The organism is Pseudomonas prosekii, assembly GCF_900105155.1.
Taxonomy (GTDB): domain Bacteria; phylum Pseudomonadota; class Gammaproteobacteria; order Pseudomonadales; family Pseudomonadaceae; genus Aquipseudomonas; species Aquipseudomonas prosekii.
In genome coordinates, this window is sequence record NZ_LT629762.1 from 5850232 (window position 1) to 5864464 (window position 14233).

Annotated in this window: 10 protein-coding genes and 1 pseudogene; 3 read left to right on the plus strand and 8 right to left on the minus strand. The window is 59.1% G+C overall.

Going from position 1 to position 14233, the window contains the following annotated elements; genetic code table 11:
• Positions 1–2: 2 nt before the first annotated feature.
• From BLU01_RS26385 to BLU01_RS26395, 3 genes and pseudogenes are all read right to left on the minus strand, one after another.
• Positions 3–1505 (minus strand): ATPase domain-containing protein, encoded by a 1503-nt coding sequence (locus BLU01_RS26385; RefSeq protein WP_092281014.1) that lies wholly within the window; start codon positions 1503–1505, stop codon positions 3–5.
• Between the two features lie 166 nt (positions 1506–1671).
• Positions 1672–2727 carry a tetratricopeptide repeat protein gene (locus tag BLU01_RS26390; RefSeq protein ID WP_092281016.1) on the minus strand — a complete coding sequence of 352 codons (1056 nt, stop codon included), beginning with the start codon at positions 2725–2727 and terminating at the stop codon, positions 1672–1674.
• 92 nt (positions 2728–2819) lie between these two features.
• Positions 2820–3179 (minus strand): annotated as a pseudogene (locus BLU01_RS26395) (hypothetical protein); the annotation flags it as partial.
• Positions 3180–3397: 218 nt separating this feature from the next.
• On the opposite strand from BLU01_RS26395, the gene BLU01_RS26400 reads away from it, so the two are divergent.
• From BLU01_RS26400 to BLU01_RS26410, 3 genes are read left to right on the plus strand one after another with little or no spacing between them, the layout of a single operon-like run.
• On the plus strand, positions 3398–5533 hold the full coding sequence (locus BLU01_RS26400) for an FUSC family protein (protein WP_092281018.1): 2136 nt from the start codon (positions 3398–3400) through the stop codon (positions 5531–5533).
• Positions 5523–5723: a DUF1656 domain-containing protein gene (locus BLU01_RS26405; RefSeq protein ID WP_092281020.1), complete on the plus strand. Its 201-nt coding sequence runs from the start codon at positions 5523–5525 to the stop codon at positions 5721–5723. Before BLU01_RS26400 ends, BLU01_RS26405 begins: the two co-directional genes overlap by 11 nt.
• A gap of 4 nt (positions 5724–5727) precedes the next feature.
• On the plus strand, positions 5728–6693 hold the full coding sequence (locus BLU01_RS26410; protein ID WP_092281022.1) for an HlyD family secretion protein: 966 nt from the start codon (positions 5728–5730) through the stop codon (positions 6691–6693).
• 280 nt (positions 6694–6973) lie between these two features.
• Here the strand turns inward: BLU01_RS26410 and BLU01_RS26415 are convergent, their stop codons facing one another.
• The 5 genes from BLU01_RS26415 to BLU01_RS26435 all read right to left on the minus strand — a co-directional run bounded on the left by BLU01_RS26415 (position 6974) and on the right by BLU01_RS26435 (position 13946).
• The gene (locus BLU01_RS26415; RefSeq protein ID WP_092281024.1) at positions 6974–8395 is read right to left on the minus strand and encodes an efflux transporter outer membrane subunit; all 1422 of its coding nucleotides are present in this window, start codon (positions 8393–8395) and stop codon (positions 6974–6976) included.
• A complete protein-coding gene (locus BLU01_RS26420; protein ID WP_092281026.1) occupies positions 8392–11583 on the minus strand; it encodes an efflux RND transporter permease subunit in 3192 nt (1063 codons plus the stop codon). Before BLU01_RS26420 ends, BLU01_RS26415 begins: the two co-directional genes overlap by 4 nt.
• A 15-nt stretch (positions 11584–11598) precedes the next feature.
• The gene (gene mexE, locus BLU01_RS26425; protein ID WP_092281028.1) at positions 11599–12852 is read right to left on the minus strand and encodes a multidrug efflux RND transporter periplasmic adaptor subunit MexE; all 1254 of its coding nucleotides are present in this window, start codon (positions 12850–12852) and stop codon (positions 11599–11601) included.
• Between the two features lie 275 nt (positions 12853–13127).
• Positions 13128–13580, minus strand: a complete 453-nt coding sequence (locus BLU01_RS26430) for a DUF805 domain-containing protein (RefSeq protein WP_092281030.1) — start codon at positions 13578–13580, stop codon at positions 13128–13130.
• 15 nt (positions 13581–13595) lie between these two features.
• Entirely contained in the window at positions 13596–13946 is a 351-nt protein-coding gene (locus BLU01_RS26435; RefSeq protein ID WP_092281032.1) for a DUF4190 domain-containing protein, read from the minus strand.
• Positions 13947–14233 lie beyond the last annotated feature (287 nt).

Sequence of the window (14233 nt, forward strand, 5' to 3'; positions counted from 1 at the left end):
CGTCACAGGTTGTCGTCCGCAAGCAACGGTTTGTTCGCGCCCATGTAGGTCGGTACGCCGCGCAATACGCCCTGGAAGGCGTCAAGCGGTTCGCCGATGGTCATGCCTTTGCCGCTGATCTGATATTCGCGGATGGTCGATTCGTGGCTGCCGGTACGTTTCTTGATGATCGAAATCGCCCGGCGCACTTTGCCCAAAGCCTCGAAATAACGCAGCAGAATCACCGTGTCGGCCAGGTACGTGATGTCGACCGGTGCCTGCATGTCGCCGACCAGACCGTGCTGTGCGACGGTCATGAATGTCGCGGCGCCTCTGCGGTTGAGGTACAGCAGCAGTTCGTGCATGTGCAGCACCAGCGCGTTCTCTTCCGGCATCGCCGCTTGATAGCCGTTGATGCTGTCGATCACCACAGTCTTGATGTCGAGCTGATCGACGCAGCGACGTACCCGGTGCGAGAACTCGCCGGGCGACAATTCGGCAGCGTCGACTTGCTCAATCAGCAGGTTGCCGGTGTTTTGCAGCGCCAGCAGGTCGATGCCCATGTTGTTCATGCGCTCGAACAGCAAGCCCAATTCTTCATCGAAGATAAACAACGCGGCTTTTTCACCACGGGCCACGGCAGCGGCGGCGAAGATCATTGAGATCAGCGATTTACCGGTACCGGCAGGGCCGAGGATCAGTGTGCTGGAGCCGGTTTCGATACCGCCGCCCAGCAACGCGTCCATTTCCCTGATGCCGCTGGACATCTGGGTTCGCACATATTTGCCACGATGCTCGGCCGCCACCAGGCGCGGGAACACGTGGACGCCGTCGCCCATGATGGTGAAGTCGTGGAAACCGCCGCGGTATTTCTGGCCGCGATATTTGACGATGCGGATCCGCCGGCGTTCAGCGCCGTAGTTCGGCGTCAGTTCTTCCAGGCGCACGACGCCGTGCGCGACGCTGTGCACGGTTTTGTCGAGGGATTCGGTGGTCAAGTCATCAAGCAGCAGCACGGTGGCGTCGTAGCGCACGAAGTAATGCTTGATGGCGAGGATCTGCCGGCGATAGCGCAACGAGCTTTGCGCCAGCAAGCGAATTTCAGAAAGGCTGTCGAGGACCACGCGGGTCGGTTTGACCCGTTCGACCACTTCGAAAATCTGCTTGGTGGCTTCACCCAGCTCAAGGTCCGAGGAATACAGCAGGCTTTGCTGGTGCTCGGCGTTGAGCAGGCTTTCGGGTGGGGTCAACTCGAATATGTGGATGTTCTCATCCAGTTCCCAACCGTGCGACAACGCGCCTTGGCGCAGTTCGCGTTCGGTCTCAGACAAGGTGATATACAACGAGCGCTCGCCGGCGCGGGATCCGGCAAGGAGAAAATGCAATGCGACGGTGGTTTTGCCGGTTCCGGGCTCTCCCTCCAGCAAAAATACGTGTCCGCGTGACAATCCACCGGCCAGGATGTCATCCAGACCTTCGATGCCGGTGGCGGCTTTTGCACTGAACAACTCGTTAGATGTTGACAAAAAATGCCCTCTCATGACTAGGGGAAGCGAGGCAGCAGGCCTGAAGTGCCTGAATTGACTGCCTGATCACTTGACCTTTTGCCGTGAAGACGGTTCAACCTTTTTTTCACCCGAGCCATCGAATTGCCATTGAAGGCAATCTCTTACATTTTCAGCGCTCTTACTTTTACAGGCCTTGTTGCAGCGCCGGATCGTCCGGGTTGAGCTGCTCGAGTTGCGCCAATAGAATCTGCACGTTCTGCAACTGGCCGCTTTCCTTCCAATAGTTGATCAACAACACCCGCGCCTTGCGGTCGGCAGGGTGACGCTGGACGATTTCCTGAAGCTGTTTCTGCGCCGCTTCCAACTCGTCTTCGCCGTGCAACGTAGTCGCCAGGTCATAGCGATAATCCTTGTTGTCCGGCTCCAGCTCGACTGCTTTGGAGAGCCCGAGCACGGCAAATTCGCTTTGTCCGTGATGCAGCAACCAGAGCCCGAGCGCGTGTTGCAGATAGGCGGAATCGGGCTGCGCTTGCAGTTGCCTGGCGAGTAATTGGCGGGCGGCATCGCTTTGGCCTTGCTTGTCCAACACTTCGATTTGCATCACCAGCGCCGGCAGGTTGCCCGCATCGAGCTGCAACGTGCGCTCCAACGCCTGTTGCGCCTCTTTCAATTCGGCGTTGTGCAGGTGCAAACGGGCCAATTGGTAGTGGGTATTGGCGCTTTCAGGTTGGCGTTTGAGCTCGCGCTCCCAGGCATCGATAGCTTGCTGCAACGGCCCGAAATACAAACCGAGGTCATCCGGGGACAAACCCAGCAGCGCGTTGACGGCTGCCAGGCGCACGGTTTGATCATCGTCATCCAGGAGCGGCCCCAGCAACAAACTGCGTTGCCGACTAGGCACTAGCCCCACGACACTTTTGATCGCGGCAACGCGCACATCCGCCGACTCGTTTTGCAGATCGGCGTCCGCCAGTTTCAGCGCTTGCGGGCTCGGGTAGTTCGGCAGTTCGACCAACAGCCAGATCCGCCGTTTGGCCGACAGGTCCGGCCGGTTCAGTTGCTGATACAGCACCCGCGCCGCGCCCGGTTGGCCGGTGCGCGCCTGGGTCAGCGCTTCGCTGTAACCGTGTTTGATCGCGGCCGGCAAGGTCGGCACGGTGCTGCGCTGGAAAAACCAGATGAGCAAAATGGCAAACAGCACGCAGAGGCTGATGATCAGATAGCGGCGGGACTTGGGCATGCAGGAATCCGGGGGCTGACGAGTTTTTGCAAAAGACGTCAGCTTCGGTCAGGCGCGGCGTTGAGTCAAACCCTGGCTCAGTTAAGGACGAATTGAACCTGGCTCAAGCTGACCAGTCGCGATTCCAGTTGGGTGTAGCGCCAGTCGCTGATGCGGCACAGCTCGGCGAGTTCCGAGCAGCGCGCGCCGATCCGTTGCAGCAGCGCGTCGGGGATGTTCGGGTGCTGAGCATCAATCGTGCGGAAACTCATGAAGATCGACAGTGACAAACCCAACAGGGTGAACGGCGTAGCGTTGACCTTGGAGAAGTACGCCGGGTGCCAGGTTTCGACCAGTACGATCACCGAGGCGAGCAATGTCACCAACAGGCTGCGCAAGGCAATGCGCTTGGCGATTGAACCCTTGAGGGAAAACAGGATGCCGATCAGGTTCGGCTTGGGACGTACGATCATTGGGCGGGGTATACCAAGTGAGGCTCACGCAGCGGTTCAAGCCTAGGAGCCCGACGGGTTCCTGTCCAATCGCTATGGCTGACAGGCCAATCGAGCGGATCTATCGAGAAGGTATGACTGATCAGCGAATTTGCCTACAATCTCTGTCGAATTTGTAACCTGTCCAGGTCCGGAAGCAGTGACTACGCTTGCTGGAGATGACTCAAAGAGCGGCGCCCATGCAACCCTTTCTGCAATATTTCAAGATGCTGCTCAATCCAGGCCAAGGTGGATTGCTGTTTGCCTTGAGAACCATCATCGCTGCGCTGTTGACCTTGTACCTGGCGTTCCTCTTCGATCTTGACCAGCCGAAATGGTCGATCATGGCGGTGGTGATCGTCAGCCAGCCATTGGGCGGCATGGCGTTGGCGCGCAGTTTTGGTCAGGTCATCGGCACCACGATGGGCGCGGTGGTCGCGGTGATCATCATGGCAATTTTTCCGCAGGCGCCGGTGCCGTTCATTATTACCCTGGCGTTGTGGCTGGCGCTGTGCACCGCTGGCGGCACCTTGTTGCGCTACACCAGTTCCCAGGCGTTTGTGCTTAGCGGCTACACCGCAGTAGTGGTGGGGCTGTTGGCGGTGCCCGATCAGGACGGCACGTTTCTGTTGGCCGTCACCCGCGTCACCGAAACCCTGTTGGCGGTCGCGTGCGTGTGTGTGGTCAGCCTGCTGACTGCACGCCCGGAAACCGTGGCGCGCAATTACTTCGCCAAGGTCGATCAGGTCATCAAGCTACTCGCGACCCACGCCGCCGCAGTGATTCGCACCGAAGAGAGCGAAGCCGATTTCCATCGTCGGCAGATGCAGTTACTCGGCGAGATCAGCGCGCTTGAAGGCCTGCGCCGACATTTGTACTTCGATGCGCCCCGTTTGCGCAGCGCCAACGGCCTGGTGCAATTGCTCGGCAATCAATTGGTGTTGCTGACTTCACGGTTGACCGCGCTGCGCCATCAACGCGAGTTGCTGGCCGAGCGCTGGCAGGGCGATTTGCCGGAAGAGATTGAACTGTTGCGCGCCGAAGAATTGATCTTTCTGGACGAGTTGGCCACTCAGGGCCGCTCGTTATCGCCCGAATCCCGCAAGCGCTTTGTAGCGTTGCAGCAGCGCTTCGATAACCAAGCCTATAAAGCCGAGCAACTCACTGAAACCATGTCCGCGACGTTGCGCTCGCTGGTTTGGGCGTTGCGCTGGGAACAGGCGCGGCTGCTGCAGCAACTGGAACAGATCCTCGAACTGAGTGACGCGATTCAGGACGGACGTGAAGCGAGTTGCGTGTTTCGCGGCCAGGAAAACCCGCTGCACCTGGACTTCACACTGGCAACGATGAACGCCGTTCGCGCCTTCACCGCGCTGGTGGTCGCCGGGCTGATCTGGATCGAAACCGGCTGGGACGGCGCGCGGGGCGGCATGATTCTGGTGGGCATTCTTTGCTCGCTGATGGCGACGTTCCCGCGCCCATTGCTGGCCGCACAAAGTTACGCGCGGGGTCTGGCGCTGGCGCTGGTCGCTTCGGCGTTTTATCTGTTCATGCTGGTGCCGATGGTCAGTGATTTCGAGCTGTTGGCATTGCTGCTGGTGCCGTTGCTGTATGCGGTCGCGATTGGCCTGACCACCCCGGCCACCACCGGCACAGGGATCGGCCTCGGATTGTCGACGTTCCTGTTGCTGGGGCCGCAAAACACCGGCATCGGCCAGAACACCGCGATCCAGTGGTTCGAGTTTGCCGGCGCCTATATCAGCGCGACCGTGCTGGCCTTGAGTGTCTACGCGTTGATCTTCCCGTTCCGCCCGGTGTTGCGCATGCGCCGCTTGTTCAACGAAAACTGCGAGCAAGTGCACGCCTTGCTGAAAACGGCGCCTACAGATGAACAGCAATTCGCCTTCGAAAGCCGCATGGTCGATCGTCTGACCATGATGCTCGGGCTGCTGCCGGCGATTGAAGATCGTCAGTCCAGAGAACTGTTCGAGGTCGGGCTCGGTTGCATGGCGCTGGGCGTAGCGCTGAACCAGCTCCGGCAACAGGGGCAGGACAACAGCTTGCTCAGTGATGACCAGCAAAACCGCTTGCTCTCTGCGGTGCGCGAAACCGGAAGATTGATTGCCCGGCGAACCGGTATCGACGTCGAGCAATTGCTCTCGCGCTTGCGCACCTTGGGCGATGAACTGGATGACCTGCACCTGGATGTGCACGAACACTTGTGGTCAGTGTTCCGTATGCGCGTATCGCTTTTGATCGTGGTGGCGTTCCTGCAACGTTATCGCGACTACTTTGAAACTGCCGACCCTGAAGGAGTACCGGCTCTTGCCCATTGATCTGGAAATTGGCGGCGTCTATATCCCGCCGATCGCCCAGGCCCTGCTGTTGGCCTTGCCGATCTTTTTGCTGCTGGACTGGATACTCAGGCGCTTGGGCGTGCTGCGTTTTGTTTGGCATGAAGCGCTGTTCGAAGGCGCGTTGTACGCCTGCGTGTGCGCCTCGTTGATTCTGGTTATGGGAGCTTGAAACCTTGAAGAAATACCTTCCCCGACTCGCGACGCTTTTGCTGGTGTTGCTGGCGTTCATTCTTGGCTGGTTCGCCTGGGAGCATTACACCCGCGCGCCGTGGACCCGCGATGCCCGGGTGCGCGCGGACGTGGTGACGTTGTCGGCGGATGTCGCCGGGCGCATCGTCAACCTTGCCGTGCGCGACAACCAACATGTGCAGAAAGGCCAGTTGTTGCTGGAAATCGATCCGGCCAGTTACCGATTGGCGGTGGAGCGGGCGAAACGCGCGGTGGAAGTCTCGAAAGCCACGCTGGGGCAATCCCAGGCTTCTATCGTCTCCAGCGAAGCGACACTCAAGCAGCGGCAAAGCGAAGAAAAACGTCGGCGCACGCTCAAGCAAGGTTTCGCGATCTCGGGTGAAGAGTGGGAAAAATCCAGCACTGAAGTGGCGGTGGCTCAGGCCGAGTTGTTGCGCAATCAGGCCAATCTCGGGCTGGCGCAGGCCAACGTGCAAGAGGCGATTGCCGCTTTAGCGCAAGCGGAACTCGACCTGCAGCGAACCCGTGTCGAAGCGCCGGTCAGTGGTTATGTCACCAATCTGTTGACCCGCGAAGGCGATTACGCCACGGCGGGTGGCGCGCTGTTGGCGCTGGTGGACAGTGATAGCTTCTACGTCAGCGGCTACTTCGAAGAAACCAAGTTGCCGCGAATCGAGGAGGGCGACCGGGTACACATCGAGTTGATGAGCGGCGAACGTTTCGGCGGCACCGTGCAAAGCATCGCATTCGCCATCAGCGACCGCGAAAACGCCCCCGGCGGGCGCTTGCTGGCCAACATCAACCCGAGCTACACCTGGGTCAAACTGGCGCAACGAGTGCCGGTGCGGATCCAGATTGACGCGGATTACGCCGCGAAAAACCGCCTGCGAGCCGGGACCACAGCGACGGTGACAGTCCAGGAAAACCGCAATCGCGATGAACACCGCTAACCCCGCTTGATGCGCGCTTTTGTGGCGAGGGGGCTCGCCCCCGTTGGGGCGGCGAAGCGCCCCAAAACCTGCAATCGAATTCTGTCAGGCGTACCGCGTGCACTGATTGACGACTGCTGCGCAGTCGGACGGGGGCAAGCCCCCTCACCACAGGGTGTCTCTTACAGGGAGACAGGTATTGCGTTTCCAGCAGGCAAAAAAAAGCCCCGCGACCGAATGATACGCTGGGCCAAAAAGTTGGTTGGTTGCGGCCAACCAAAGGAGCTCTTTAAAAAACCAATTACTTGCTGGCGATCGTCTCCGGCTGCCAGCCACCACCGAGCGCTTTGTAGATCGCGACAATGCCGCGATACAAATCGACTTCGGCCTGCGCCTGGGAATCCTCTGCGGCCAGACGTTCACGCTGAGCGTCGAGCAGCACGAGGAAGTCCGCCGTGCCTTCGCGATAGCGAATCTGTGCCAGGTCGGCAGCGGCGCGGCTGGACTCGCTCTGACGGATCAGCGAAATCAGCCGTTGCTGGCGTTTGCCGTAATCGCTGAAGGCGTTTTCCGATTCTTCCAGTGCCAGCAGCACTTGCTGCTCGTAGGTCGCCAAGGCGCCTTCGGCATCCGCGTCGGCCCCGCGCAAACGGGCGCGCACGCTGCCGAGGTCAAAGGCTGCCCACGTGATGCTTGGGCCTAGCGCCCAGGCATTGGCGGCCGAAGAGCCGATCTGCGAACCGCGCCCGGCGGTGAATCCAAGGAAGCCGCTGAGGCTGACCCGTGGGAACAGATCGGCCTTGGCCACGCCGATACGGGCGGTGGCGGAAGCCAATTGGCGTTCGGCGCTGAGGATATCCGGGCGCCGTTGCAGCAGCTCACCCGGATCGCCGATCGGCAGAGCCTTGGCAATCGCCGGCAAATCTTTCGGGCTCAGGTCGACGCTGAGCTTGTCCGGACGTTCACCCAGCAGGGTGGCGATGCGGTTTTTCTGCCGAACCTGTTCAGCCTGCAATTGCGGCACGCTGGCTTCGACGGAGGCCAGACGAGCATCGGCGCGGACCACATCGAGCTGATCGCCGACGCCGGCATCACGCAGGCTGACGGTGATCTTGCTCGATTCCTGCTGGTTGTTCAGGTTGGCCAGGGCGATTTTTTCGCGCAGTTGCGCACCGCGCAGTTGACCGTAGGCGTCCACCAGTTCGGCGATCATGCTGACCTGCAGTTGATACAGGTCAGCCTCGGCCGCTTGTTGCTCGGCTTCGCTGGATTCCAGATTGCGCTGGATGCGCCCGAACAGGTCCAGTTCCCACGCCATGTCGAGGCCCAGGTCGTAGCGTTCGCTATTGACCCGTTTGGTCGTTTGGCCAGGGATTTGCCCCTTGCCCAAATCACTGCTGGCACGGCTGGTGATGGTTGGCATCGCGTCGTTGCTGGCGTCATCACGAATCGCTCGTGCGGCTTTCCAGCGAGCGAAAGCCACACGCAGATCTCGGTTGCCTTGCAGCGATTGCATGACCAACTGGTTCAGCGTCGGGTCTTCAAACTGCTGCCACCAGATGCCTTCGAAACGCGAGCGGTCATAGTTCTTCTGACCGCTGGCGCCATCGGTGGCGGCCGTGATGTTGGCCGGCTCCGTGGCTGGGGTTTTATAGTCCGGGCCGACGGCACAGGCGCTCAGCGCCAGTACCAGCAAGCTCGGCAGGAAGACTTTCAGGCTCATTGATGCGACTCCAGTGGCTTTTCAAGTGTCAGCGCCTTGGCCGCTTTGCGCGCTTCGCTGCGCTCGACAAAGTTGCGAATCAGTACGTAGAACACTGGCGTCAGCAACAGCCCGAAGAAGGTCACCCCGAGCATCCCGGAGAACACCGCCACACCCATGGCGTGACGCATTTCGGCACCGGCACCGCTGGAAAGGACCAGTGGCACAACACCCATGATGAACGCGAAGGAAGTCATCAGAATTGGCCGCAGACGCAAGCGGCACGCTTCCAGCACCGCAGCGAGCGGGCCGAGTCCTTCTTCCTGTTTATCCTTGGCAAACTCGACGATCAGAATCGCGTTCTTACAGGCAAGTCCGACCAGTACGATCAAGCCGATCTGGGTAAAGATGTTGTTGTCGCCGCCCGAGGCAATCACCCCGACAATCGCCGAAAGCAAGGTCATCGGCACGATCAGGATCACCGCCAGTGGCAGGCTCCAGCTCTCGTATTGCGCTGCGAGTACCAGGAACGCCAGCAATACGCAGAGCGGGAACACGAACAACGCGGTGTTGCCGGACAGAATCTGCTGGTAGGTCAGGTCGGTCCATTCGTAGGTCATGCCGTTCGGAAGTTCTTCCTTGAGCAGTTTCTCGATGGCTTTTTCCGCTTGGCCCGAGCTGTAGCCTGGCGCCGCTGCACCGTTGATTTCAGCGGTGATAAAGCCGTTGTAGTGCATCACGCGGTCCGGGCCCGAGGTGTCGCTGACCTTGATGAAGGTCGCCAGCGGGATCATCTCGCCTTTGTTGTTACGCACTTTCAGTTGACCGATCTGGTCCGGCTCGAGACGGAACTGCTGCTCAGCCTGAACGTTGACCTGATAAGTGCGACCGAAACGGTTGAAGTCGTTGGCATACAGCGAACCCAGGTAGATCTGCAGGGTGTCGAAGATGTCGCTGACCGCCACGCCGTGGGTCTTGGCTTTTTCCCGGTCGATAGCCGCATCGACCTGCGGCACGTTCACGGTGTAACTGGTGAACAGCGCGGCCAGTTCCGGCACGTTATGGCTCTTGTTGATGATGTTCATGGTTTCTTTGTACAGCTCGTCGTAGCCCAGGTTGCCCCGATCCTCGATCTGCAGACGGAAACCACCAATGGTGCCCAGGCCTTGTACCGGCGGCGGCGGGAAGATCGCCATGTAGGCTTCTTCGATGCCGGCGAATTTGCCGTTCAAAGCTCCGGCAATCGCACCGGCCGACATGCTGGCGTCTTTACGTTCGTCGAATGGCTTGAGTGTCACAAACACGATGCCGGCGTTCGGACTGTTGGTGAAACCGTTGATCGACAGGCCTGGGAAAGCCACCGCACTTTCCACACCCGGCTGCTTCAGCGCGAGGTCGGACATGCGTTTGATCACGCTTTCGGTACGGTCAAGGCTCGAGGCGTCCGGCAACTGCGCGAAAGCCACCAGGTATTGCTTGTCCTGGCCAGGTACAAAACCGGTCGGCGTGTTGGCGAAACCGAAGAAGGTCAGCACCATCAGCCCGGCATAAACGATCAGGGCGATACCGCTGCTGCGGATGACCCGAGCAACCGTGCCGACATAACCATGACTGGCCTTTTCGAAGAAGCGGTTGAACGGACGGAACAACCAGCCACCGAAGAGCTTGTCCAGCACCTTGGAGAAACGGTCTTTCGGCGCGTCGTGGCTTTTCAGCAACACAGCGGCCAGCGCTGGCGACAGGGTCAGCGAGTTGAACGCCGAGATCACCGTCGAAATCGCAATGGTCAACGCAAACTGTTTATAGAACTGACCGGTCAACCCGGAAATGAACGCCGCCGGGATAAACACCGCACACAGCACCAGTGCCGTGGCGACAATCGGGCCGGTTACTTCACGCATCGCCCGTTTGGTCGCTTCGACCGGGGTGAGTCCGAGTTCGATGTTTCGCTCGACGTTCTCCACTACCACGATGGCGTCGTCGACCACGATACCGATGGCCAGCACTAATCCGAACAATGACAGGGCGTTCAGCGAGAAGCCGAACAGGTGCATCACCGCAAATGTACCGATCAACGAAACCGGGACCGCCACCAATGGAATGATCGAGGCGCGCCAGGTTTGCAGGAACAGGATGACGACCAGAACCACCAGAATCAGTGCTTCGAACAGCGTGTGAACCACTGCCTCGATGGAGCCGCGCACGAAGATCGTCGGGTCATAGACGATGCTGAAGTCCATGCCTTGCGGGAAGTTCTTCTTCAGCTCGGCCATTTTCTCCCGCACGTCGTTGGAGATCTGGATCGCGTTGGAGCCCGGCCGCTGGAAGATCGGGATCGCCACCGCCGGTTGGTTGTTCAGCAACGAACGCAGGGCGTATTGGCTGGAGCCGAGTTCGACCCGTGCAATGTCTTTCAGGCGAGTGATTTCACCGTCGTCGCCGGAGCGAATAATGATGTTTTCAAACTCTTCCTCGGAGACCAGACGCCCCTGAGTGTTGACCGACAATTGGAAACTGGTGGCGTTTGGCGCAGGAGGCGCGCCCAGGGCACCGGCAGCAACCTGACGGTTCTGCTCACGAATCGCGGTCACCACATCGGTCGCGGTCAGGTTACGCGAGGCGGTTTTGTTCGGATCGAGCCAGACCCGCAGCGAGTAATCGCCCATGCCGAACAACTGCACATCACCGACACCGCCGAGACGCGCCAACTCATCCTTGATGTTCAGCAAGGCATAGTTGGACAGGTAGAGCATGTCGTAGCGCTGATCCGGCGAGGTCAAGTGGACCACCATGGTCAGGTCCGGAGAGGCCTTGTCCACGGTGATACCGATGCGCGTCACTTCTTCGGGAAGTTTCGGCTCGGTGCGGGTTACGCGGTTCTGCACTTGCACCTGCGCGTTGTCCAGGTCAGTGCCCAGCGCGAAAGTGATAGTCAGGGTGATTTTGCCGTCGGCGGTCGACTGCGAGGACATGTACAGCATGTTCTCGACGCCGGTAATGGCTTGCTCCAGCGGAGCTGCCACGGTTTCGCCGATGACTTTAGGATTGGCACCCGGGAAGTTGGCGCGGACCACAACGGTCGGCGGCACCACTTCCGGGTATTCGCTGATCGGCAACTGGAACAGCGAGATGGCACCGGCGATCAGGATCAGCAGCGAAAGTACCGCTGCGAAGATCGGCCGGGAAATGAAGAATTGGGAAAAATTCATCGGAGTTGTCGTCCCTTAACCGCGTGGAGTCGCGGCAGCCACTTTCACAACCGAACCCGGCGCAACCTTGGCAGGTGCGACTTGGGGCAGGTTGCTGGCTTCCAGCGCTTGTCGTTGTTGAGCCAATGCGGCGAGGGTTTCCTTGGTGGCCATCGGGATCACTTCAGGCGTGACCGGCGACCCCGGGCGAACCCGCTGCAAACCCTTGACGATGACGGTGTCGTCCTTGTTCAGGCCGCTGCGCACGATGCGCAAGCCTTCGATCTTCGGACCCAGCTCGACCGAGCGGTAAACCGTCTTGTTGTCCGCATCCATCACCAGCACAAACTTCTTGCCGAGGTCGGTGCCGACCGCTTCGTCATTGATCAACACGGCGGAGTAGGTGCCGCTGCCAACCAGTTTCAGGCGCGCATAGAGGCCCGGGGTGTAGGCGCCATCGGTGTTGTCGAAGACCGCGCGACCGCGAATGGTGCCGGTTTTCGGGTTGACCTGGTTGTCGACGAAGTTCATCACGCCTTGATGCGGGTTGCCGTCTTCGTTGGACAGGCCGAGGTAAACCGGAGTGGTCGCGCCGCGTTTACCCTGACGGGCGAGTTGGGTGTATTTGAGGAACACACGCTCGTCGGCGTCGAAGTAGGCGTAGACCTTGTCGGTGGAAACGACGCTGGTCAGCGCGGTGGTGTCGGCGGTGACCAGGTTGCCGGCGGTGATTTCCGCACGGCTGACGCGACCGCTGATAGGCGAGGTGACGCGGGTGAAGCTGAGGTTCAGTTTGGCCAGGTCCAGTTGCGCCTGAAGGGCGCCGACGGCAGCGCGGGCTTCTTGCGAAGCGCTGGTGCGCGAATCGGCCAGTTCCGCGGAAATCGCGTTGCTGGTGCGCAGGCGTTCACCGCGCTGGGCTTCGTTTTCGCTGCGATTGGCGTTGGCGCGGGCCTGAGCAACCAGTGCTTCGAGGCGGCGGACCTCGGCCTGGAACGGACGAGGGTCAATCTGGAACAGTACGTCACCTTTCTTGACCAGTGCGCCTTCAGTGAAGGCCACTTCATCGATCTGGCCGGAAACCCGTGGGCGGATTTCGACGGTTTCCGGTGCTTCGAGACGCCCGGTGAACTCGTCCCACTCGTTGACCGGTTGCTCCAGCACCTTGGCCACGCTGACCTTGGCTGCGGGTGGTGCGGCGGCAGTCTCAGGTGTCTTGCCGCAAGCGCTCATCACCAGTACGGCCAATAAGGCCAACGGGAAGCGCAAATGTTTGAGTGACTGTTCCATGGATGCATCCGCCAATGTATTGAGATGGGCGGATGATGCTCGGCGATGTTGTATCGCACGAATCGAATGAGGCAAAGGTAACTATCATTCGGAATGATATAAGCGGGGCGAAAGCCCTCTAGCATGCACCTTTCGTTAGGGTGCTATCAATTGGACTGATAGTAATAGTGTGTTGCTTGATGCGCAAAAGTAGAAGTATCTGATCAATCGGTCAACTGCACTAACAAAGAGACGGCCATTGCGGCCGTCTCGATCAGCGTCTCACGACACTAACTTCAGTTGATCCCTTTAGGGTTCGGACCGAAGCGGTTGACACCCGGCTGGCTGTCTTGCGCCAGGAACACGATGTTGACGATTGGCAACAAGATCCACCAGCCGCTGCGATCGGTGTCGTGCATGCGGCGGATAGCAGCTGCAAGACCCGGCAGGAACACTGCGAGGCTGTATATGTTCGAGAAGATACCCGGCGTCTGCAGCAATGCATCGAGAACGATGAACGCGATGGAGATGCCAAGGTTGATCAGAATGAACATCCAGTATTCGCGACGGCTTGCGCGGCCATTGAACACTGCATATTTTTTCAGCACTTCAATATAAGGGTTGCCTTGCGCACCGGCGTTCGGCGCGGTGAAAGCTTGTTTGTTCAGTTGCGGCGCGCCACATTGCGGACAGGCCGCCGCAGTGCTGTGAATTTCCTTGGCACAACCACTACAAAAAACCATGCTCATATTTTTTCCCTAAAATTAGTTTATCGATAGTCCAATGAAAGTTAGCGTCGCAATCGCCGACAAGATCACGCCGGCGATAGCGAGGTTATTTCCTGGTTTTTTCTGGTTGATGCTGATGATCCCGCAAATAAGTCCGGCGACGGAAAAGGTAGCCAGTCCGGTAGCGGTCTCGGTATCCCATGCGGAATCATCAAACAGGCAGAGTACGCAAAGCACGCCCAATATCAGCGAGACAATTGCCAGCCACGCAGAACCGCCAACACTAGTTGCCGCGGCGGCAAATGGTTGGATGGCACCACATTGGGGACATGAAGGGGCGGTCTCGTGAATTTCCTTGGCGCATGCACGACAAAAAACCATTGTCATCGTTATCCTTAACTTCTAATGCTGAATACCCGCCCCATTGTCGGCGAAATTGAAAAAAGCTTTAGCATTATTTTTCAATTATTTTCCAGGGCGTGCGGTGGTCATCAGCGATTCAATTTCCTGGTCTCTGACAGACTTGGCTGGTGACCGATAGCAACTAACTACTTGGCGAAATCGAGCATCGCAATGAAGTTGTCCAGCAACGGTGATTCGTTGTCGGTGTTCCAGCTCATGTAAAGACCGGTGGCCGGATTAGGGTAGGCGGTAACCGCAAACTTGGCGGAACA

Bases quoted from the DNA above. Each gene is read 5' to 3' on its own strand.
- BLU01_RS26430 (WP_092281030.1), bottom strand. From the start codon at position 13,580: ATGAGCATGGTTTTTTGTAGTGGTTGTGCCAAGGAAATTCACAGCACT.
- BLU01_RS26435 (WP_092281032.1), bottom strand. From the start codon at position 13,946: ATGACAATGGTTTTTTGTCGTGCATGCGCCAAGGAAATTCACGAGACC.
- BLU01_RS26400 (WP_092281018.1), top strand. From the start codon at position 3,398: ATGCAACCCTTTCTGCAATATTTCAAGATGCTGCTCAATCCAGGCCAA.
- BLU01_RS26415 (WP_092281024.1), bottom strand. From the start codon at position 8,395: ATGAGCCTGAAAGTCTTCCTGCCGAGCTTGCTGGTACTGGCGCTGAGC.
- BLU01_RS26390 (WP_092281016.1), bottom strand. From the start codon at position 2,727: ATGCCCAAGTCCCGCCGCTATCTGATCATCAGCCTCTGCGTGCTGTTT.
- mexE (WP_092281028.1), bottom strand. From the start codon at position 12,852: ATGGAACAGTCACTCAAACATTTGCGCTTCCCGTTGGCCTTATTGGCC.
- BLU01_RS26420 (WP_092281026.1), bottom strand. From the start codon at position 11,583: ATGAATTTTTCCCAATTCTTCATTTCCCGGCCGATCTTCGCAGCGGTA.